Origin of the sequence: Sedimenticola sp., from assembly GCF_050289425.1 — a bacterium.
Taxonomy (GTDB): domain Bacteria; phylum Pseudomonadota; class Gammaproteobacteria; order Chromatiales; family Chromatiaceae; genus Sedimenticola.
Genome location: NZ_JBNKFS010000009.1, coordinates 1 through 22399, shown reverse-complemented (window position 1 = coordinate 22399; position 22399 = coordinate 1). Strand labels below are relative to the sequence as shown.

Sequence of the window (22399 nt, the reverse complement as noted above, 5' to 3'; positions counted from 1 at the left end):
CACAGCATCCACCGATCAGGTTTTGCCGCTGCCATTAAACATCGCTTCGAGTTGCGATAGATAGCCGTGAAAAATCCGTTGCAGCTCTTTCGCCGCTACCATTTCATGACGACGTGTAGCGCAAAAAATGCCGGTCCAGTGTATGGTCGAGACCCCTTTTTCATTGGCGCTGACACGGATCTCCACCGAACAGTTCTCAATCGGTAACGCACTCTGTTTCATGCTACAGACCAGAAGCTGCTGTACATCGTCATAGTGTAACTGTTGTTCCAGAAAAGGGTGCCAGTTGGCCGTCAGTGTAAAATAGCGCAGCGTCAGCCAGACCAGCCCCGGCGGCGCATCGATCTCCGTCTTCAGCACAATCTTCGACATCGGCCACTCCCTGGACGTCAGCTTTCCGCAGGAATCGGCACCAGCAAAACCGGGATGGTACTCAGGTGTGTCACCTTCCGCGCCACCGACCCCAGCAACACCCGATCCAGCGTCGACTGGCTATGGGTGCCCATCACGATCAGGTCAGCCCCGATCTGCTCGGCTTGCTGGATGATCACCGTATCCGCTTGCCCCTCAGCGATGACGATCTTGTTGACCAGGGTGGCCCGTTCATCGTCCGTGCCCAACTCACGTTGGGCGAACTCGGCGAGTCGTTGATGGATGGCGTTACGTACATGCTCCAGCCCCTGACGCTCCAGATCATCAAACTGTTTGTCCGGCACCACGCTACGCACCAGGGTACGACCGGTATGGCCCAACGGCTCGATCGCATGGAGCAGATGGATCTCCGCCTCACAACTCTTGGCGAGACTCACGGCATAGTTGAAGACACGGGGCGCATTTCCCCCCAGATCAGTGGCGTAAAGAATCTTTTTGATTAAAGCCAACATGGTCGTTTTCCCTCTGTTGTCAACGTGTGCGATTCAGGCCCATGCCTATCCCCGGGTTACTTTCCGTAGGCGACACTGGGTAACCAGGTGACCAGGTCTTGCCACACGAACACCAGGGCCAGCCCAAGAAGCTGCAGGGCGATAAACGGCAACACCCCTTTGTAGATGTGCGCCACCGTCACCTCTTTGGGCGCCACCCCCTTCAGGTAAAACAGCGCAAAGCCCACCGGCGGGGTAAGGAAAGAGGTCTGCAGGCAGACCGCAAACAGCACGGTAAACCAGACCAGATCGAAGCCCAGATTCTGTACCACCGGGCCCACCAGCGGCAGGACGATCAGGGTGATCTCAATCCAGTCGAGGAAAAAGCCCAATAGAAAGGTGAATGCCAGGATAGCGATAACGATACCGGTGGGACCAAAAGGCAGCGAGGTCAATCCGGACTCGATCAACTCATCACCGCCCAGCCCCCGAAACACCAGGGAAAACGCGGTCGCTCCCAGAAAGATGGCAAAGATAAAGGCGGTGGTCCGGGTGGTCTGTTGGCACACCTCGCGAAACACGTCGAGATTCAGCTGGCGATTGGCCCAGGCCAGCAGTATGGCGCCGAAGGCGCCGACGCCCGACGCCTCGGTGGGCGTAGCCAGACCCATGAAGATGGTACCGAGTACCGCCAGGATGAGTCCGGCAGGCGGCAACACCGCCCACAGCACGCCCAGAAACAGTTTCCAGGTGACCTCGTCGCTATGCTGGGGTGCCGGGGCGGCACCGGGCACCAGCGCAGCGTATAACACCATATAGCCGATATAGAGGACGCCCAACAGCACGCCGGGAATCAGCGCCCCGAGAAACAGATCGCCCACCGACATGGCGAGCCGGTCCGCCATCAACACCAGCATGATGCTCGGCGGTATCAGGATACCGAGGGTACCGACCGAACAGACGGTACCGGCCGCGAACGAGGGGCGGTATTTGTTTTCCAGCATCACCGGCAGGCCAAGCAGCGACAGCAACACTACCGAAGCGCCGATAATACCGGTAGAGGCAGCCAGCAAGATGCCGATCAGCGCCACCGTTACCGCGTAACCGCCACGCATGCGACCAAACAGCTTGACGAAATTACCCATCAACTGACCGGCAATACCGGAACGGTCCAGCATCAACCCCATAAAGATAAACATGGGCAACGCCACCAGCACCCAGTTTTTCATCACATCCCAGATGCGATCCACCACCGCCGATGTGTAAGGCCAGTCGATAGAGTAAAACGAATCCGCCATGAGGTCGGTATAGGTACCGGTCAGCCAACCGATAACGGTGAACAGGAAGGCCAACCCGCCCAATACCCACGCCACCGGAAAACCGCTGAATAGCAATCCGATAAAACTGGCAAACATTAAGATACAGAGGATTTCACTGAAGGCCATGGCATCACGTCTCCTTATGGGTGGCAGCCGGCGGCAAGGCCGTCGGCCGACCAAACAGATAAGCGGTCACGCGTGAGAGCCTTGAACAGGCAGCCACGAGCAGAAAGCCAAACCCGATGAACAAAAACGACTTGATAGCCCAACGCGCCGGTAGACCTCCCGGCGCCTCCGACACCTCGCCGGTAGACCAGGAGTAGAGAAAGAAGGGCACGCTATAGCGCAACACCAGGAACAGAAACGGCATCAGCAACAACAGAATACCGAACAGTTCCACCCAGGCTTTAGTGCGCAGGCTGAAACGCTCATACAGCACGTCGACCCGCACGTGGTCGTCAGACTCCATACAGTAGGAGAGTCCGAGGAGAAAACCGATGGAATAGAGATGCCACTGGATCTCCTCGAACTCAATCCGCCCTTCGCCCAACAGGTAACGCATGGTCACATTGGTAATGATGATCGCCACCAGCAACACCCAAATCCAGGAGATGGTCGAGCCGATCACCCGCAGGAGACGGTCCACGCCCCGGGAGAAGGCCGTCTCCGGCAACTCAACATGATGGATGAGTTCGTGCAGGAGATCCGGCTCATCGGATATCGCCCTCACGCTTTGCTCTGTTGTACCCGTTGCCATCCTGTTCTCCTCCACCTGATCATTGCGCTAGCTGTTGTGCCCATGGTTCAAGATCGAATCAGAAGTCGCGCGGGAGATAACCCAGGCTTTTCCAGACCTTGTAATTTTTCGAGAAGGCTTCCTGGGACTCGTAGACCTCCTTGAAGTGGGCATCCTTATCCGACTCTTCAGTCATCACCTGTTGGGTGAGGGTCTGCAGTTCACGCAGCAGGTTTTCCGGCAAGCGGTTGGCATGCACCCCCTTCTCCTTGAACCCGGCGATAATCGGCCCCTGGATCGCCTCACCCTCCGACAGATTGCGCATCACCCCGGCGGTACAGGCCATGTCGATCAGCGCACGGTTGGCGTTAGAGAGTTTGTCCCAGACGCCTTTGTTCACCACTAGATGGAAGGCGGTGTAGGTCTGGTGCCAGCCGGGGAAGTAGTTGTATTTGACGACCCGGTCGAAACCGAGCTTCTGGTCGATCGCCGGCATGGAGAATTCGGAGGCATCGATGGCGCCCTTTTCCAATGCCTGGAAGATTTCGCCACCCGGTAACATGGTGACCGAAGCGCCGAGTTTCTGCATGACCCGTCCGCCAAGCCCGGCAAAACGAATCTTCAGTCCCTTCAGATCATCCAGCGATTTGATCTCATTGCGGAACCAACCCGCCGTCTCCGGGCCGATAATGCCGCACAGCACCGGATGGACGTTGTGCTCCCCATAAACGGCTTCTCCCAGTGCCTTGCCACCACCCTCATACCACCAGGCGGTGTATTCCCACGGTTCCATACCGAAGGGGCGGGCGGCGAACAGCGGTGCCGAGGGGATCTTGCCCTGGTCATAACCAACCCAGGTGTAACCGGCCTGGACCTTGTTATCCTTCACCGCATCGGTAATGGAAAAGGGCGGGACCAACTTACCGGGTTCAAAGACCTTGAACTGCACGCTACCATCGGAAGCCGCCTTCAAGGCTTCGGCCACATAGTTGATATTGTCACCCAGGGCAGGAAGGTTGGTGCCGAAAGCAACCGGCACTTTCCAGCGAACGTTTTCCGCCGCCTGAGCGGCCTGCGCCAGCACCAGCGTGCCACCAAGCATCGCCGCACCGAGTACCCTCGTAACCTTTGCCTGCCGGTTGGATTTCATCTCATTTACACTACTCATCGCGTACCTCCACACTGGTGATATTTGAAAAATCAAAACGATTTCCCGACGGACCCGCTGGGCCAAGAAGGGAACGGAAAGCGAACAGCAGCAGGAGAAACCGGCAGAAAACGCCCGGCCGATCGATTGATACATGAATGAACAGAACGGTACCCCATCCACTCCTCCTCTCTTCCTGCGTCCGTACCACCGAAGCGGTCGGTCGCTTATCGCTTGGAGCAGTAGAGTGCAACCGCTGTGCCAGACAGAGCTTGAGAGATAATAACTTTATATTTCAGTTAGTTAGAGAGTTCTAGCAGTCTGACTGGGAGCGACCAATATTGTCCGGGATTCAGACACTATTCCCAAGAAACGCTATAACATACTGTTTTGGAAGGAATTTAATGAAGTGCGTGAAAATACGACATCAACTGTCGTCTATTCGGACAGACGGTGATCGCGGATCTTGTCATAGAGTTGCGAGCGGGAGATGCCCAGCATACGTGCCGCCGGGGCTTTTTTACCGCCGGTCAGCTCCAGCGCGCGACTGATCGCCTGCCGTTCGATACTGGCGATACGGGCCGGCAGCGAGAGCCCGGGCTCAAGCGGCAGAACCGTGCTCACCGCCACACCCTGCCCGGCCGGTACAAAGGGTCGTAAACCGCTGGCGGAGAGGCTTTCACTGGTGCTCATGAGACAAGCCCGCTCCAGGGTGTTCTTCAACTCCCGTACATTGCCCGGCCAGCTGTGGGACTCCAGCACCGCCAGACCGTCACGGTCGATCACCTTCAGCGCTTCGCCACTGCGTGAAGCAAGGGTCTCCAGGAAATACTCACTCAGCGGCTTGATATCCTCGAGCCGCTCGCGCAGCGGCGGCACTTCGAGCAGCAACACATTGAGCCGGTAATAGAGATCGCTGCGGAAACCGCCCTGTTTCACCTTCTCTTCCAACCCCTGGGAGGTGGCGGCAATGATGCGCACATCCACCTTCTCCACCCGGTTGGAGCCGACGGGTTCGAACTCCTGCTCCTCCAGCACCCGCAGTAGCTTGGCTTGCAACTGCAACGGCATGTCGCCGATCTCATCCAGGAACAGCGTACCGCCATTGGCGAGCGCAAACTTGCCGAGCGCCGCCCGTTTATCCGCCCCGGTGTAGGCGCCCGGGCTGACACCGAAGAATTCCGCCTCCAGCAAGCTCTCGGGAATGGCCGCCACGTTGACGGCCACGAACGGTTCATGCCGCCGCACCGAGGCGGAGTGAATCGACTGGGCCAACAGCTCCTTGCCGGTACCGGTCTCCCCCAGGATCAACACCGGACTGGTATGCCGGGCGATGGCCCGCGCCTTCTCTTTCAGGTCATTGATGTGGGCGCTACGACCGATAATATTGGCGATGCTGTAGCGGGTACGCCGCTCGGCCGCCAGCTTCGCTTCCGCATTGGAAAGCCGCTGCTGCAGTATCTCAAACTTGGAGATCAACGGCTTCAGGTAATCCAGATTGTCGTACAGCACAAAACCGACAGCGCCGATCACTTCGCCGCTATCGCTATGCAGCGGCAGGCGGCTGACCACGAAGTGACGATCATTGAAGTGCATGATATCCAGCAAGATCGGCCGCCCCGTCTCCACCACATGGGCAAGCATACTTTCGGGAATCACTTGCTCAATATTTTGTCCCAGCACATCGTCTTCGTTATCGAACCCCAGCAGGGTGAGATATTTCGAGTTAATCCAAACGATGCGTGCCTTCTCGTCCACCGAAATAGCACCCTCGCACATCTCCTCCAAGACATCGAAAAGCGAATCGACCAGTGTGGACTGAATGTCACGGTATGCACTCATAGGGCGGTTTTCCAAAAATTGCGGTGCCAGGTTTGCGTGGCCGCATTTGCTCTTGATTCCCGGCACAACGGGCGTTTTACCGGAAAGGAAACAACACTTCCCAGTCTCCGCCGGGATCATCTCTGCAGCCAATCTGTGGCACTGTTAACCTGCTTTCAGGGACTATTTATCCCACCGGCAGCGACGCTGACTGTACAGCCAAATGTAGTTCATCGTCCGATTAATTGCACCCACTACTACCCCCTCTCCTTCAGGGAGAGGGTTGGGGTGAGGGGATAGGATGAGGTCACTCGCTGTTTATTCATACCCCCTCATCCTGTCATTCAAGGCCCACTCACCCTTCGGGTGCCAGAGGCCTGCGCCGTATTGCAGATGCCGCTGTCTAGCGGGCTCATCGGCCTTTCCTGAGAAGGGCAAGAGGATAAAAAAAGATGCGACAAAAGCGCGCGGAAGAATAGCTCGAAACGGGTCACTTTGACCCATGCCGTACTGACTCAGGGCAGAAACAGCCGTGCCGCCGCAACGGGATTGGAGGGGAAATACCAGTGTAGATAGGAGGCCAGCAATCGCCCCTGGCGATAGATCGCCTCCCCCCTGCCCTGATGCCGGGCGGCTTCGGCGTATCCGGATGCTTCGGGCGGCTCCGTCATGCGGGAGTGGTGGAAGGTATGCCCCCGCAACTCGCCTTCCGGCAACGCTGCCCGCTGCAAACCCAGGTTGGCCAATCGCGACTGCATCACCGATCGACCCGGCAACAGGCCGACCAGATCGGCGCAGTGGCCCTGCAGATCGGTCAACGACTCCAACAGGTAGAGCATGCCGCCACACTCGGCCAGCAGCGGCCTGCCGGCGGCATGGTGCGCGCTTATCGCCTGCTTCATGGCGTGGTTGGCTGCCAACCGGTCGAGGTGCAGCTCTGGATAACCACCCGGCAGGTAGAGCGCATCGGCCGCAGGCAGCGTATGATCGGCCAGCGGCGAAAACGGAAGTAACCTGGCGCCCAGCGCTTGCAGCAGTTCAAGATTGGCCCGGTACAAAAAGGTGAATGCAGCATCGTCTGCCAACGCGATACGCACACCGGCCAGCAACGGCGGCAAGGCTTCGGTTTGCGTGGCGGTAAACCGGACCGGTTGCGGCAGGTCATGAGTAACCTGCTTCAGCGCTTGCGCGGAGCGCGCAATGCGCGCGTCCAGATCACCGATCTCATCCGCCTGCAGCAGGCCCAGATGGCGCTCCGGCAGCGCGATCTCCGCCTCCCGCGCCAGCCAACCGTAAGCGGTCACTCCGCCCGGCAGACTCTCTCTGAGCATCCGGTAATGGCCTTCGCCCGCCACCCGGTTGGCCAATACCCCGGCAAAAGCCAACCCCGGTCGGTAATGCTGCAAACCGTGCACGATCGCACCAAAGGTCTGCGCCATGGCGCTGCCGTCGATCACTGCCAACACCGGGATACCGAACAGTGCGGCCAGATCGGCGCTGCAGGGGTTGCCGTCGAACAGCCCCATCACCCCTTCGATCAGGATCAGATCGGCTGACCCCGCCGCCTCGTACAGTAGTTGTCGGCAATGGGCTTCGCCCCCCATCCAGAGATCGAGCTGATACACCGGATGACCCGAGGCCCGCTGCAGGATCATCGGGTCGAGAAAATCGGGGCCGGTTTTGAACACCCGCACACGCAGTCCCCGGTCGCGGTACAACCGCGCCAGCGCCGCCGTAACCGTGGTCTTGCCCTGCCCGGATGCGGGCGCCGTAATGAACAGTGCGGGACAGCGCCGCACGCTCACCAATCGACTCCCGGCTGCGCCCGGATGCCGGCCCGGAAAGCGTGTTTGATATCGGTCAGTCCGGTGACCGTATCGGCCGCTTCACACAACGCGTCGGGCGCCCCCCGGCCGGTGATCACCACATGCTGCATCGGTGGGCGCGCCACCAGATCATCCAGGACGGTTGACAGCTCCAACCAACCATACTTGAGCGGATAGGTGAGTTCATCCAGCACCACCAGCCCGATGGCCGGATCCCGTAACAGCGTCCGTACTGTCTCCCAGCCGCGTTGTGCGGTGGCGATATCCTGTTCGAGATTCTGCGTCTCCCAGGTAAACCCCTCACCCAGTACATGCCAGGTCACGCCGGGCTGACGGCTGAAGAAGCCCTCTTCCCCGGTATCACTACGCCCTTTGACAAACTGCGCCACACCGACCTGCATACCGTGTCCCAAGGCGCGCGCCAGCATGCCGAAGGCGGAACTGGATTTGCCTTTGCCGTTACCGGTGAGGACCAGCAACAGCCCCTTGTCCTGATCCGCTTGGGCGATGGCGCTATCCACCACCGTCTTTTTGCGTTGCATGCGTTGGCGGTGACGCGACGATTTATCCGACTCACTCATATGTTTATCCTGCGTCCAGATGATGGGATGACGGCGCTCCGCGCACCAAACCGAACAGCAGGTGCACGACAGCGGCGACGCCCAGATAGAAGGCCAGCGATTGCAGGTAAGCCGGGAAATAACGCAGCAGTCGCACGCCGAATTCCGTCAGGGTCGGTTCCGCAAAGCGTCCGGAAAAGAAGTAGAACCCGCCGCTGGAAAACAGCTCACAAACCGTCGCCCCAACCAGTGCCGCGCCGATCAGCGGCAACAGGGTACACCAGGCAAAGCGGTGGCGGCCGGCATACCAGCGCCCGGCTGTCCAGAGCGCGCCATAGGCAGGTAGCAGAAGCAGATAGGCCGGCGTCACACAGAAGGCGTTGACGCCCCCCCAGGTGATCGCGGCGTAATCCAGCAACCCGGCAAGTGCGAACAGCCCGGGCAGTACCCAGACAGGACGCAGGTAGACACCGGCAAGAAAGAAACAGGCCCAGGTGGCACCGGGCAGGTTTTGTAAGGTAGCGAAATGGTGACCGCGAGTGGCGATGATAAGCAGCACCAGGACCATACCGATAAGCAGTTGGTTGTTGTTGGAAAGGGTCAATCTGTTCATATTTTTTCCTCGGACGCACCGACCCGTGCGCCAAACAGTGGCAGAACGACACGACAGAGGAGAAGATAAACGAACAGAGCGGAAAACCCGCTGCAGTCGCCGCATCGCCCTCCGCAATGTCAACTTTCCTGCTCAGGCCGGTCTCCGGGCTGGCGAGTGGTAGGACTACCGGACGGACCGCCTTCCCACGTCGAGACGCAGTGGCCGTGTGATCCGTCGTAACTCGCTTACCGTTGCGGGGGCAGCGCCGGACTTGTTCATAATCTGACTGGGTCAGGAACGCACCGGCTTCCCGTTTCATCCCGTGGGCGGATACCCGCGGGACACCTGAAGCAGATCAAAGGAAGCTATAGCAAAGCCGTTGGGGTGTCAACAAACCGCCCTCAAGGCACGGTTTATTGCAACTATCCGGTTACCGCATGAGGGACAATCGATATAGGTAAGATAGCTCGCTCCATGCTACCGATTGCCGATTCATCCAGAACGACAAAATAGAACGGGGTCCTGCATCCTGCGCGACCCCGCCCCTCTGCCAATGAATCGGTGAACCGTGTCAGCGTGACAACGCCTCGGCGGCCGGCAAATAATCGTAACCCAGATCGTGGGCCACCGCTTCGTAGGTCACCCGACCCTTGTGCACATTCAATCCGGCCAGCAAGCAGGGATCATCCGCCAGCGCCTTGGGGAAACCCTTATCAGCCAGCGCCAGGGCAAACGGTAGCGTGGCGTTGTTCAGGGCAAAGGTGGAGGTCCGGGCAACGGCGCCTGGCATGTTGGCGACACAGTAATGGACAATGTTATCCACGATATAGGTGGGATCGGCATGGGTGGTGGCGTGGGACGTTTCAAAACAGCCGCCCTGGTCGATCGCCACATCCACCAACACCGAGCCCGGCTTCATCCGGCCGAGCATTTCACGGGTAACCAGTTTAGGAGCGGCAGCCCCAGGCACCAGTACCGCCCCCACCACCAGATCGGCATCCAGCACATACTGCTCCAGCGCCTCCTTGGTGGAGTAGATGGTGTTGAGTCGGCCGCCAAACTGCAGATCCAGCTCCGCCAGGCGTTCGATGGAGCGATCGAGTACCGTGACATGCGCTTCCAGACCCATCGCCATACGGATGGCGTTGGTACCGACCACACCGCCGCCGATCACCACCACATTGGCCGGCGCCACACCCGGCACGCCACCCAGCAACAGACCCGCCCCGCCGTGGGATTTTTCCAGACACATGGCACCCGCCTGGATCGACATGCGCCCGGCCACTTCCGACATCGGCACCAGCAGCGGCAAGCCGCCGCGCTTATCCGTGACGGTTTCATAAGCAATAGCGGTGACACCGGAGGCGACCAACAGCTCGGTCTGGGTAGGATCGGGAGCCAGATGCAGATAGGTAAACAGCAGCTGTCCCTCACGCAACATGCGGCATTCGTTCGGTTGCGGCTCTTTGACCTTCACCACCATCTCGGCCCGTTCGAAAATGGTCTCAGCCGCAGCAACGATCTCGGCCCCCACCGCCTGGTAGGCGGAATCGTCAAAACCGATACCGACACCCGCCTGGGTCTCCACCATGACTTGATGTCCATGATGAATCAGTTCACTGACGCTGGCAGGGGTGAGGCCGACCCGGTATTCGTTATTTTTGATCTCTTTGGGTACACCGATGAGCATAGGTTCTCTCCAGACTAGAGGTTGGACGGTTGGTAGTAATCGTTGTCGTCAACAAACAGTATTAAGAATTTAGACTATTTCTCTCGGCATTTTTTCGTTTTGTTTACTATTTTACGCTAAAATTTGCTGGCATATTCACTGATGGCAATAAATATTATGAGCATAGCCAAAAAATCACAGGCAAGATTGCTGGACCGCATAGACCGACGCATCTTGCGCACCTTGCAGGTCGACGGCCGTATTTCCTATGTCGAATTGGGCAAGGCGGTGGGGCTCTCCACCTCACCCTGCCTGGAGCGGGTCAAGCGGCTGGAGCAAGAGGGATACATCAAGGGCTACTGCGCCATACTGAATCCCCAGTTGTTGGCGGCCAGCCTGTTGATCTATGTCGAGGTCAGCCTGGAATACAACTCCTCCGACATCTTCGACCAGTTCCGCAGCGCCGTACTCAAACTCACCCAGGTACAGGAGTGCCACCTGGTGTCCGGCGATTTCGACTACCTGATCAAGGTCAGGATCTCCGACATGGCCTCTTACCGGGAATTGCTCGGCGAAATCATGCACGGCCTGCCCGGCGTCCGCGACACCAAAAGTTACGTAGTGATGGAAGAGTTGAAAGAGACACTGTCGATCGACATACCGGGTTGACTCCGGGCGGCATCCGGATAGGCTACCCCTCACCTCTCAATTCTATTGGACCGCCCATGAGCAGCATCCTGCAAGTCGACAATCTGGTTAAGCATTTCGCCCATGTCCAGGCGGTGAACGGCGTCAGCTTCCGTATTGAGCGCGGCACCTGCTTCGGCCTGTTGGGACCCAATGGAGCGGGAAAAACCACCACCGTGGAGATGCTGGAGGGAATCATCACCCCGACCCAGGGGGATATCCGCTACAAGGGCGAACCGGTGGGCCCGGCATTTCGACGGGAAGCGGGCATCATGTTCCAGGAGACCGCGCTGCAGGAGTTTATCCGAGTCGGCGAGATCCTGAAGCTGTTCGGCCGCTTCTATCCCCGCACCCGACCGCTTGACGAATTGATCGAACGCTGCGCCCTGGGAGAGTTCCTGGACCGGGACGTACGCCGCCTGTCCGGCGGGCAGCGGCAGCGTCTGTTGCTGGCCATCGCGCTGATCAACGATCCGGAGATCGTGTTCCTGGACGAACCCACCACCGGCCTCGACCCCCAGGCACGCCGTAATTTCTGGCACTTGGTCAACGACATCAAGCAAGAGCAGAAAACCCTGGTGCTCACCACCCACTATATGGAAGAGGCCTACGAGTTGTGCGACGAAATCGCCATCATGGATCACGGCCAGATCATCGCCCAGGGTTCACCGCGGGAGTTGTTGAAGAAACATTTCGACCACTCGGTGATCTGCCTGCCGGCGAATGACGTACCGGAATCAATCGACAGCAATACGCAGTTGAAGCTGCACCGCGTGAACGGCCAGGTGGAGATACTGAGTGACGACATCAATGCCAGCATTGAGTGGCTGATCGCCCAACAGGTCCCCCTCACCCACCTGCAGATCCGCTCCCGGACCCTGGAAGATCTGTTTCTTGAACTGACCGGCCGCGAGCTGAGGAGTTAACCCATGGGATTGCGCCGTTTCTTCGCCGTATTCAAGGCCCGTAACCTGGAGTTTCTCCGCGACCGTAGCGCGCTCTCCTGGAATATCGTGCTACCGGTGTTGATCGTGTTCGGTTTTGCCTTTGCCTTCAGCACCGGCGGCCAGAATCTGTTCAAGGTGGGCCTGCTTTCACCACAGCAACAGTCACCCGGTACCGAGCATTTTCTGCAACTGAAGCATATCCAGTTCATCCCGGTGGAGGAGCTGGAACCGGCCATCACCAAAGTTGAGCGTCACCAATTGGATATGCTGCTGGACAGCCGCAGCGGCCGCTACTGGATCAATGATCAATCGACCAACGGCTATATACTGGAGCAGCTGTTGCGGGGGGGTGACAACCCGTTGGACAAGCAGACCGTGACCGGTGAACCGATCCGTTATGTGGATTGGCTGATCCCCGGTGTGCTGGGCATGAACATCATGTTCAGCTCCCTGTTCGGTGTCGGTTACGTAATTGTCCGCTACCGTAAGAACGGCGTACTGAAACGACTCAAGGCGACGCCGCTCACCGCTGTCGAATTTCTCACCGCCCAGGTGATGTCGCGTCTCTGGCTAATCGTCATTGTCACCAGTCTGGTATACGCCGGCACCAATCTGTTGGTGGGCTTTCGCATGTACGGCTCCTACCTCACGCTGTTGCTGGTACTGGTCGTCGGCACCTTCAGCATGATCTGCCTGAGCCTGATCATTGCCGCACGCCTCTCCAGTGAAGAGACTGCCAACGGCCTGCTGAACCTGATCAGTTGGCCGATGATGATGCTCTCCGGCGTCTGGTTCTCGCTGGAGGGATCACCACCACTCATTCAGCAATCGGCGCAGATCTTTCCACTGACCCACATGATCGAAGCCGCCCGCGCCATCATGATCGACGGTGCCGGATTGCTGGATATCACCCCGCATCTACTGATCATGCTGGCCATGAGTGTGGTGTTCATGACCATCGGGGCGCGTAGCTTCAAGTGGGAATAGGGTCAAAGCCCGGACACGGCCTGTCGTGTAGGATGGCGCGGGTAATCGATTTTCATTTTACATTGGCGCCAACAAAATAAGTTCTAATCCAAGGAGAGATCATGAGCCTGAAGAGAAACACCTGGCCTACCGCACTGATTATCTGTTCGCTGGCCGCCCCGACATTGGCCGACAGTAATCCAGAGATGGATAAGTTTTTCGCTAACGAACAGAACCTGAAAGGTTTTGAACTGGCGACGGCAAACGGACAGATGGCGAAGGGAAGAGAAAAAATGCTTAGCGCCTGTAGACAGGCCAAGCAGAAAAAACCGGCGCTGAATTGCGACTGCTGGCAAACCGAGATGGATAAGATTTCGGACAAAGAGTTTTTCTTTGAAAGTGTATTGGCGTATCGACAATACAAAGAGCGCGTGCAGGCATTGCAGGAGAAAGACAAAGAGAAATTCGAGCGGTTAAAAAAGGCGCATGCCCAGCGCATCGGCCTGTCAAAACGCATCGATCAAACTTGTGGAAAAAGCTAATCCTTAACCGGAAAATGACACGTAAAAAGTAACCTATATCATTTCCAACCGGGAATTGGCAGACGCGAAGGCTTGTGATTTCAGACGGACGCCCCTTCCTTAGAAGCGTTTTTACCAACACAGGAGATTCTATTAGCCATACTAGACAGTGGGCTAATCACATCAGGTGGGAATCCATGATTCGACTAAGGCGTTTGCTGTTAGATATTCTCAAACCTCATCATCCCAACGTCATTGAATTCAGCAAGGTACTGGCAGAAAAAGGGAATTACAAGATCCGACTTTCCGTCTTGGAAATGGATGAAAAGACGGAGACCTTGCAAGTCGAGATCGAAGGGTCCGATATTGACTATGAAGAGATTCGAGCAACTATTAGTGAAATGGGCGCCTCGCTCCACAGTATAGATGCTGTAGAGGTAAGCAATGAGGCCGAAGCGACAGAGTAGGCTTGTCGGGCGTTGATTACTCATGGCAATTAGAAAACTGCAACTCTGGCTGCAACTAACCCGGTCACACGGCATCATCCGGCGCTATTTTGTGGTCAATGGTTTTGACGGAGCGTTGACCATGCTGGGGTTAATCACCGGTTTCTATCTGAGCAGCCAGGCGGTCCTGGAAGTGGTTATCAGTGCCTGCCTCGGCGCCGCTATCGCCCTCGCTATCAGTGGGGTCTCGAGCGCTTATCTAAGTGAAACAGCAGAGCGCCGCAAGGCCCTGGCTGATCTAGAGGAAGCCATGGTGGCCGACCTCTCCGAAAGTGCCCATGCCAATGCGGCACGAGTCATCCCGCTGTTGATCGCCATTGTCAATGGCGCCGCACCGCTGCTCATGTCACTGATTATTATTTCCCCACTACTCCTCGTCCAAAGTGGCGTCGAATTCTCACCGGACCCCTTATTGATAGCGATTACCACAGCATTTTTCTGCATCTTTGGACTGGGAGCATTTCTTGGCAATATCGGCGGCACGTCTTGGTGGTTGAGTGGAATAAAGACCATGGCAATTGCACTGACCACAGTTGTTCTGATTCTGCTGATCGAACAGTAAAATGAGCAGTCCTGCGAATAACAGCGCAGCGTGGTACCGACTGCCTGCCGATCAGGTGGTCGCGATATTGGAGAGCGATACGCAACAGGGTCTCAGTAGTGCGCAAACCGCACAACGCCAAGACGAATACGGACCCAACCAAATCCATGAAGGAGAACGGACATCGCTGGTAACACTGGTACTACGCCAGTTCAGCGACTTCATGATCCTGGTACTGATGGCCGCCGCGCTGATCTCCGGCTTTATCGGCGATCTGGAAGACACTGTTGCCATCCTGGTTATCCTGCTGCTCAATGGCTTGATCGGTGCCGTCCAGGCGTACCGCGCCGAGCGGGCGGTGGCCGCCCTGCGCGCCCTGGACATCGCCCGCGTATCCGTACGCCGTAACGGAAAAAATCAGTTCGTCACGGCAACCGACCTAGTACCCGGCGACATCGTTTCCCTGGAGGCCGGCAATCTGGTGGGCGCCGACATGCGGTTGCTGGAAGCGGTCGGACTGGAGTGTGATGAATCCTCGTTGACCGGAGAATCCCAGGCCGCCCACAAAACCAGCGAAGCGATTGAGACCCCCAACCTGCCGCCCGGCGACCGTGATAACATGGTCTTCCGGGGCAGCCACGTTACCCGGGGACGCGGACGGGGTGTGGTGACCGCCACCGGCATGCAGACAGAGATAGGCCAGATCGCCACGCTGCTGAGCGCACAGAAAGCGGTGCAGACGCCGCTGCAGATACGCATGGCGCGTTTCGGCCGTTACCTGGCCCTGTCCATCCTGGTGATCTGCACCCTGGTATTCATCACCGGACTACTGCAAGGGCAGCCGATACTGTTGATGTTGTTGACCGCGATCAGTCTGGCGGTGGCGGCCATCCCCGAAGCGCTGCCAGCGGTAATCACCATTTCACTGGCACTGGGTGCACGCCGGCTCAGCCGTCACAATAGCCTGGTGCGCAATCTGCCGGCGGTGGAAACCCTCGGATCCGTCACTTACATCTGCTCGGACAAGACCGGCACCCTGACAGAAAACCGCATGTCCGCCGAAACCTTTGTAATCGCCGGCGAATCCTTTACCCACCTGGATCAGACTGCGGGCCGCACCCATGCCGTGCAACTGGGACGGGCGTTGGCGCTGTGCAACGACGTGGTAGAGAACGATCATGACCTGCACGGCGAGCCGACCGAGTTGGCCCTGTATCACGCGGCCGAATCCGCCGGCTATCACAAGCAGACACTTGAGCAAGCGTTTCCGAGACTGGCGGAACTCCCCTTCGACAGCACACGCAAATTGATGATCACCCTGCATCGGCAGACGGAAGGGGGGATCGCCTATGTCAAGGGTGCACCCGAAAATGTGCTGGAACGTTGCCGGGACCAGTTGGGAGAGCAGGGTCCGTACGCACTGGATCTCGACACTCTGCTGACCCAAGCGGACCAACTGGCTACCCAAGGCTTCCGGGTGATCGCCGTTGCCCAACGCCGCTTTAACGAACTGCCCGAAAGCCTCACGGGCTGCGACCAGACGCTGACCCTGCTGGGGCTGGTCGCGCTGATCGATCCGCCACGGCCCGAGGCGTTGGCGGCCGTGGCCGATTGCCGTTCGGCCGGCATCACCCCGGTAATGATCACCGGCGACCACCCGGGTACCGCTCAAGCCATCGCCAGTCGGCTGGGTATCGTCGAGGCACCGGCACGGGTCGTGACCGGGCGGGAGCTGGATCGGCTGAGCGACACCGAACTGAGCCATCTTGTCGGCACGGTGCGGATCTACGCACGGGTTTCCCCCGCCCAAAAGATACGTATTGTGCAGGCACTGCAGAAACAGGGCGAGTTTGTCGCCATGACCGGCGACGGGGTGAACGACGCCCCCGCCTTGAAACAGGCCGGCATCGGTGTCGCCATGGGCAAAAAGGGTACTGACGTAGCGCGCCAGGCCTCCGACATGGTGTTGCTGGATGATAACTTCGCCACCATTGTCAAAGCGGTGCGCGAAGGCCGGCGTATTTTCGACAACATCCGCAAGTTCATCAAATACACCATGACCTCCAACTCGGGCGAAATCTGGACCCTGTTCCTGGCCCCGTTCCTCGGCTTGCCGGTGCCGCTATTGCCGATCCATATCCTCTGGATCAATCTGGTCACCGATGGTCTGCCCGGGCTCGCCTTCACGGTGGAACCGGAGGAGCCGGGCACCATGCAACGTCCGCCCCGACCACCGCAGGAGAGTATCTTCGCCCACGGCATGTGGCAGCATATCCTTTGGGTCGGCCTGTTTATCGGCGGCATTTCCATCGCTTCCCAGGCCTGGGCCATCGGCCAGGGCCACGCCTATTGGCAAACCGTGGTGTTTACCGTACTGACCTTGTCGCAACTGTTCCACTCACTGGCGGTGCGCAGTGAACGCCAATCGCTGTTCCGCCAGGGCCTGTGGAGTAACGTTGCCCTGCTGGGTGCCGTGCTGCTGACCGTCGCCCTGCAGTTGGCGGTCATCTATGTCCCGGCGCTGAACCCCTTGTTCAATACCCAGCCCCTGCCCCTGTTTGACCTGGGCGTCTGCTTCGCGCTGTCATCCCTGACCCTGGTCGTGGTGGAGTGCGAGAAACTACTGGTGCGCCAGGGATTCCTTTACAATGCGACGGGCCGGCAAGATCAGCGATAGCGGGATCGTTCGATCGCTTTGAGAGCATTGCAGTTAACCTACCGGGTCACACGCTGTCAGTGCCGCGCCCGGAAGTGCCATTCCCCTTCGTCCATCTTATTGATGACCGCGTTCTTGAACGACAAATCGATCTCATCCGAGTCCAGTTCGTAGAGGCCACAGAGCGACAGTGCCCGATGGGTATCGACCGAACTGCCCAGGTATTCGTAGGTGACCCGCATGCAACTGGGCATGCGTTCGCCACTCCCGGAGACGCCCAGCTTCAATCCATTGAGGCGCGAAACCCGATTCCTGAAGGAAGGGTAAAGTATCGTCTCGGTGATTTCATGGCCGGTTAGCGATTCGTAATCGACCATAAAGATCCGGTCGGTCAGGAAGTAGGCGATACCGAGATAGATGCCGTGACAAGATTTCTCATTCGGACGTTCCCGAAGGCGCTCGGTACGCTGGTAATAAATGCTGTCACCCTGACGCACCAGATGGATCAGGGTACGCAAGATCCTTCCCGGACAAGCCATGGAAAGGTAATACTCGAAATAGTACCCCAGATATCGATCCATACCTGCGGTGCCGATCTGTTGCAAACGCCTCAGATGGGTAAACTCCGGTAGCTCGGCTTCCACGAAGGTCGACTTGCTAGGACGCACCTTGATCAGACGTTGGAACTGATTGTGCGGCAACAGAATCTCGTGCTCTTCGACGCCGAAAAAATCGCAGAACCGCAACATAGTGTTGGCGGAGGGCTTATAGCGGCCGGTCAGGTAGCGATTGAATTGGGGACGATTGATATTGAGCTTTCGGCAAACCTCGGCAATAGATTTGTAGTAACTGCATAGCAACCGTAGATTACGGGCAAAATCCTCATTCATGGGTCGCTGTAGCCTCCTCACGCTCAATTTTCCGTGCCACATAGTAGTACAACCGCCAAAGCCGGCACAGGGCGCATCTTTAGCAGTTAGACGCTCTGTTAGCGCCAAAATGCGCCAATAAACACCACTCCGTCAAATTTTTTCTAACCCGCCCAGTTGGTTAAATAGCGCACCTCGTCAACAAAAAGCGATTTCAATCGCACATGGAGACTGCATATGCTCGATCTACTCAACGACCTGCTCTGGGGCAAAGTACTGATCACCGTACTGCTTGGCATCGGTATCTGGTTCACCCTGGCCTCACGATTCGTACAGTTCCGCTACTTCGGACGCATGTTTCGCATCCTCAGCACCAAGCACGCGTTCAAGCGCGACCAACATGGCCACCTGAGCTCTTTCCAGGCGCTGCTGCTCTCGGTAGCCGGTCGTGTCGGCGGCGGTAACATTGCCGGTGTCGCCATCGCGATCACCCTGGGCGGCCCCGGTGCAATCTTCTGGATGTGGATGGTCGGCCTGATGGGAATGGCCACCAGCTATTTTGAATGCACTCTCGCCCAGGTTTACAAACAGGCCGAGCCGGACGGCACCTACCGTGGCGGTCCCGCCTACTACATCGCCCGCGGTCTTGGCAGTAACTGGAAGTGGCTGGCAACCCTCTATTCCGCCCTGCTGCTGATCACCTTCGGATTCGGTTTTACCGCCCTGCAATCCTATTCCATCGCCACCTCGTTCGAAGACGCCTTTGGCATCTCGGTCTACTACACCGGTATCGCCCTCGCGCTCATCGTGGGCCTGATTATTTTCGGCGGAGTCAAGCGTATCGCCAAAGTGGCGGAAGTACTGGTACCAGTCATGGCACTGGGCTATCTGGCCATCGCGCTGGTTGTGCTGGGACTCAATATCAGCCAGTTGCCGGATGTGTTCATGCTGATCGTGCGCAGCGCATTCGGCATTGAACCGGCTATCGGCGGTGGCATCGGCGCCGCTATTCTGATGGGCGTCAAACGCGGCCTGTTTTCCAACGAAGCGGGACTGGGCAGCGCACCCAATGTGGCCGCTGTGGCCTATGTCCCGCACCCGGCCAATCAGGGTATCGTGCAATCCTTCTCGGTGTTTATCGACACCTTGATCCTCTGCTCCTGTACCGCCTTTATCATTCTGCTAAGCGGCATCTACGACCCCGCAACCATCGGCAATATGGGTGGCGTCGCCTTGACCCAGACAGCCCTGGCCGACCACGTGGGTGAGTGGGGTCGCCTGTACGTAAGCATCGCACTGCTGCTGTTCGGCTTCAGTACCATTCTTTACAACTACTACCTGGGTGAAAACAGCCTCAACTTCTTCAAGGAAGAGAACCAGACGCTGTTTAACTCGTTCCGGGTCGCGATCATTTGCCTTGTTTGCTGGGGTGCCATCATGGACCTGGGCACAGTGTTCGCCTTTGCCGACGTCACCATGGGACTGCTGGCCCTGGCCAACCTCGCCGCGCTGGCGCTGCTGTTCAAGCCCGGCCTGCGGATCATGAAGGATTACGACCGGCAACTGCAGTCAGGCATCGAGACGCCGGTATTTGACGCCGCGGCATTCAGCGACCTCAATATTGACCCGGACGCCTGGCAACTGGAACCGGAGGACCAGACGATACAACTATCCGAACCCCGTCCCGCTTCCCTGGTAACCGCGGAAAACTAACCGGCGCCCGCTTCTCCCGGAGCCGATTCTCCGGGGGAAGCCGGTCCGAAATACGCACACCCTTACTGACCTTATCGGAATAATGAAAGCCATGAAAATGCGAATGGAACACGATCTTTTGGGCGACATGGAGATCCCCGCCGATGCCTGGTACGGCATCCAGACCCAGCGCGCACTGGATAACTTCGCCATCACCGGCGTGCCCATCAGTCATTTTCCGCAACTGGTGAATGCGCTCGCGATGGTCAAGGCCGCCGCCGCCAAAGCGAATGCCGAACTGGGACTGCTGGACAGCGTCAAGGCGAATGCCATCATGGCCGCGTGCGAAGAGATCTGCAGCGGTCGGTTGCACGACCAGTTTGTGGTTGACTTGATTCAGGGCGGAGCCGGCACCTCCACCAACATGAATGCCAACGAAGTGATCGCCAATCTCGCTCTGGAAAAACTGGGCCATCAACGGGGCGAGTATCGCTATCTGCATCCCAACGATGACGTCAACTGTTCCCAGTCGACCAACGATGCCTACCCCACCGCGGCGAGCCTGGCGATCGTTTGCGCCGCCGATCCGCTGATCGACACCATTCTCAGCCTGACACAGGCATTCGCCGATAAGGGGGTGGAGTTCGCCGACGTGGTCAAGATGGGACGCACCCAACTGCAGGATGCCGTCCCCATGACTTTAGGCCAAGAGTTCGAGGCGTTCTCAGTCACCCTGGGTGAGGATGTGGAGCGCCTGCGCGAAGCGTGCACGCTGCTCTCTGAAGTGAACCTGGGGGGTACCGCCATTGGCACCGGTATCAATACCCATCCGCAATACTCGGCGTTGGCGATACGTCACCTGTCCGAACTCTCCGGCAAGCCGATGACCCCGGCCTCCAATCTGGTGGAGGCGACCTCCGACATGGGCGCCTTCGTGTTGTTCTCCGGCATCCTGCGCCGCTTTGCGGTGAAGCTCGGCAAGATTGCCAATGACCTGCGCCTGCTCTCCAGCGGTCCCCGTACCGGTTTCGGAGAGATCCGCCTGCCGCCCATGCAACCCGGGTCATCGATCATGCCCGGAAAGGTGAATCCAGTGATCCCGGAAGCGGTGAATCAAAGCGCCTACCAGGTTATTGCCAACGACCTGGCGGTAACCCTCGCCGCCGAAGCCGGCCAGCTTCAGCTCAACGCGATGGAACCGTTAATCATCTACAACCTGCTCAACTCCATGAAGATGCTGGGATCGGCCTGTACCATGCTGGAACATCGTTGTATCCGCGGCATCGAGGCGGACGTCGAACGCTGCGCACAACACCTTAACAACAGCATCGGCTGCATCACGGCGCTGGTACCCCATATCGGCTACGCCAACTCGTCGCGTATCGCCGCCCAGGCGTTGCACAGCGGTGCCACTGTACGGGAACTGGTATTGGCGGAAGGCCTGTTGGACGAAACGAAACTGGAGCAGTTGTTGAGCCCGCAATCCATGCTGGCGCCGCAACCGGTCCAATCATCTGTCAGCCCGTCATGAAGCCACGTGTTCTAATCCTTTACACCGGCGGAACGATTGGCATGGAACCATCGGACCGTGGCTATGTTCCGCTGCGTGGGTTCGGTCGCCTGCTCAAGGAACACCTGCAGGCGCGGGCCACCCATCAGTTGCCCGACTATGAACTTGTCGAACTCGAAACGCTTATCGACAGCGCCAATCTGACCCCGTCGGATTGGTGCCGCATCGGCGGGGAAGTCATCGAGCAGTGGGACGCCTATGATGGCTTCGTCATCCTTCACGGCACCGACACCATGGCTTATACCGCCTCTGCCCTGTCGTTTATGCTGCGCGGTATCGACAAGCCGGTCATCTTGACCGGCTCGCAGATCCCGTTGACCGAGTTACGCAATGACGCCCTGGACAACCTGGTAACCGCCCTGATGTTGGCCGGCGATAACCGGATATCCGAGGTGTGCATCTTTTTTGACGGGCGACTGCTGCGCGGCAACCGCAGCACCAAACTCAAAAGTGCTGGGCTTGACGCCTTCGATTCGCCCAACTTCCCCTGGCTGGGACAAGTCGGCATACACATCGATCTGCAAAACAACCTGCTGCGGCCACCGGGCGAGCGCGACTTCCGCTTGCCGGCATACGATCCACAGGCGGTGACCATGGTGCAGATCTATCCCGGGATATCCGCGCAGATGATCGACAGCCTGTTGCAACCGGCGCGCGTGCACGGACTGATTCTGCAGACCTACGGTGTCGGCAACCCACCCAATCACAACCGGGAACTACTGCGCGTGCTGGAGCGGGCGGTGGAGCGGGGAAAGATCATCGTCAACATCACCCAGTGCATTCAAGGGCGGATTGACCAAGGAGCTTACGCGACCGGCTCCAGCCTGAACTCGATCGGTATCATTCCCGGTTCCGATCTGACCTTGGAGGCCGCTTTCACCAAACTCCACACCCTGCTTGGGACGGAA

The 22399-nt window shown here is 58.1% G+C and carries 21 protein-coding genes and 1 riboswitch; of the genes, 10 read left to right on the top strand and 11 right to left on the bottom strand.

What is annotated here, in order from left to right:
- Window positions 1-15 precede the first annotated feature (15 nt).
- The 10 genes from ACQY5R_RS07975 to ald form a co-directional block, all read right to left on the bottom strand.
- On the bottom strand, window positions 16-372 hold the full coding sequence (locus ACQY5R_RS07975) for a hypothetical protein (protein WP_428606705.1): 357 nt from the start codon (window positions 370-372) through the stop codon (window positions 16-18).
- 17 nt (window positions 373-389) lie between these two features.
- Complete coding sequence (locus tag ACQY5R_RS07970) at window positions 390-884, bottom strand: universal stress protein (RefSeq protein WP_428606702.1); 495 nt, start codon at window positions 882-884, stop codon at window positions 390-392.
- Window positions 885-940: 56 nt separating this feature from the next.
- A complete protein-coding gene (locus tag ACQY5R_RS07965; protein WP_428606700.1) occupies window positions 941-2308 on the bottom strand; it encodes a TRAP transporter large permease in 1368 nt (455 codons plus the stop codon).
- 4 nt (window positions 2309-2312) lie between these two features.
- Window positions 2313-2939, bottom strand: coding sequence for a TRAP transporter small permease subunit (locus ACQY5R_RS07960; protein ID WP_428606697.1), 627 nt, complete (start codon window positions 2937-2939; stop codon window positions 2313-2315).
- A gap of 58 nt (window positions 2940-2997) precedes the next feature.
- On the bottom strand, window positions 2998-4086 hold the full coding sequence (locus ACQY5R_RS07955; RefSeq protein WP_428606695.1) for a TRAP transporter substrate-binding protein: 1089 nt from the start codon (window positions 4084-4086) through the stop codon (window positions 2998-3000).
- 417 nt (window positions 4087-4503) lie between these two features.
- The gene (locus tag ACQY5R_RS07950; RefSeq protein ID WP_428606693.1) at window positions 4504-5907 is read right to left on the bottom strand and encodes a sigma-54 interaction domain-containing protein; all 1404 of its coding nucleotides are present in this window, start codon (window positions 5905-5907) and stop codon (window positions 4504-4506) included.
- Window positions 5908-6401: 494 nt separating this feature from the next.
- Window positions 6402-7685, bottom strand: coding sequence for a cobyrinate a,c-diamide synthase (locus ACQY5R_RS07945; RefSeq protein ID WP_428606975.1), 1284 nt, complete (start codon window positions 7683-7685; stop codon window positions 6402-6404).
- A gap of 2 nt (window positions 7686-7687) precedes the next feature.
- The gene (gene cobO, locus ACQY5R_RS07940) at window positions 7688-8293 is read right to left on the bottom strand and encodes a cob(I)yrinic acid a,c-diamide adenosyltransferase (RefSeq protein WP_428606690.1); all 606 of its coding nucleotides are present in this window, start codon (window positions 8291-8293) and stop codon (window positions 7688-7690) included.
- Window positions 8294-8297: 4 nt separating this feature from the next.
- Entirely contained in the window at window positions 8298-8885 is a 588-nt protein-coding gene (locus ACQY5R_RS07935) for a hypothetical protein (protein WP_428606687.1), read from the bottom strand.
- Between the two features lie 118 nt (window positions 8886-9003).
- Window positions 9004-9231: riboswitch (cobalamin riboswitch) on the bottom strand.
- A 207-nt stretch (window positions 9232-9438) separates the two neighbouring features.
- Window positions 9439-10557, bottom strand: a complete 1119-nt coding sequence (ald, locus tag ACQY5R_RS07930) for an alanine dehydrogenase (RefSeq protein ID WP_428606684.1) — start codon at window positions 10555-10557, stop codon at window positions 9439-9441.
- Between the two features lie 156 nt (window positions 10558-10713).
- Between ald and lrp the strand changes: the two genes are divergently transcribed.
- The 7 genes from lrp (at window position 10714) to ACQY5R_RS07895 (ending at window position 17381) form a co-directional block, all read left to right on the top strand.
- The gene (gene lrp / locus ACQY5R_RS07925; RefSeq protein WP_428606682.1) at window positions 10714-11205 is read left to right on the top strand and encodes a leucine-responsive transcriptional regulator Lrp; all 492 of its coding nucleotides are present in this window, start codon (window positions 10714-10716) and stop codon (window positions 11203-11205) included.
- A 56-nt stretch (window positions 11206-11261) separates the two neighbouring features.
- Window positions 11262-12149, top strand: a complete 888-nt coding sequence (locus ACQY5R_RS07920; RefSeq protein ID WP_428606679.1) for an ATP-binding cassette domain-containing protein — start codon at window positions 11262-11264, stop codon at window positions 12147-12149.
- Between the two features lie 3 nt (window positions 12150-12152).
- Complete coding sequence (locus tag ACQY5R_RS07915) at window positions 12153-13157, top strand: ABC transporter permease (RefSeq protein ID WP_428606676.1); 1005 nt, start codon at window positions 12153-12155, stop codon at window positions 13155-13157.
- 101 nt (window positions 13158-13258) lie between these two features.
- On the top strand, window positions 13259-13678 hold the full coding sequence (locus tag ACQY5R_RS07910; RefSeq protein WP_428606673.1) for a hypothetical protein: 420 nt from the start codon (window positions 13259-13261) through the stop codon (window positions 13676-13678).
- Between the two features lie 176 nt (window positions 13679-13854).
- Window positions 13855-14124, top strand: coding sequence for a DUF211 domain-containing protein (locus ACQY5R_RS07905; RefSeq protein WP_428606671.1), 270 nt, complete (start codon window positions 13855-13857; stop codon window positions 14122-14124).
- Window positions 14125-14146: 22 nt separating this feature from the next.
- Window positions 14147-14725, top strand: coding sequence for a hypothetical protein (locus ACQY5R_RS07900; RefSeq protein ID WP_428606668.1), 579 nt, complete (start codon window positions 14147-14149; stop codon window positions 14723-14725).
- Between the two features lies 1 nt (window position 14726).
- Complete coding sequence (locus ACQY5R_RS07895; protein ID WP_428606665.1) at window positions 14727-17381, top strand: calcium-translocating P-type ATPase, PMCA-type; 2655 nt, start codon at window positions 14727-14729, stop codon at window positions 17379-17381.
- Window positions 17382-17437: 56 nt separating this feature from the next.
- Here ACQY5R_RS07895 and ACQY5R_RS07890 read toward each other — a convergent pair whose 3' ends face one another.
- Complete coding sequence (locus tag ACQY5R_RS07890; RefSeq protein ID WP_428606662.1) at window positions 17438-18250, bottom strand: helix-turn-helix transcriptional regulator; 813 nt, start codon at window positions 18248-18250, stop codon at window positions 17438-17440.
- A 216-nt stretch (window positions 18251-18466) separates the two neighbouring features.
- Between ACQY5R_RS07890 and ACQY5R_RS07885 the strand changes: the two genes are divergently transcribed.
- From ACQY5R_RS07885 to ansA, 3 genes are all read left to right on the top strand, one after another.
- The gene (locus tag ACQY5R_RS07885; RefSeq protein ID WP_428606659.1) at window positions 18467-19942 is read left to right on the top strand and encodes an alanine/glycine:cation symporter family protein; all 1476 of its coding nucleotides are present in this window, start codon (window positions 18467-18469) and stop codon (window positions 19940-19942) included.
- Window positions 19943-20024: 82 nt separating this feature from the next.
- Window positions 20025-21452: an aspartate ammonia-lyase gene (locus ACQY5R_RS07880; RefSeq protein ID WP_428606657.1), complete on the top strand. Its 1428-nt coding sequence runs from the start codon at window positions 20025-20027 to the stop codon at window positions 21450-21452.
- Window positions 21449-22399, top strand: a 951-nt coding sequence (gene ansA / locus ACQY5R_RS07875) for an asparaginase (RefSeq protein ID WP_428606655.1), incomplete at its 3' end; no start/stop codon positions are given. The genes ACQY5R_RS07880 and ansA, both read left to right, overlap by 4 nt.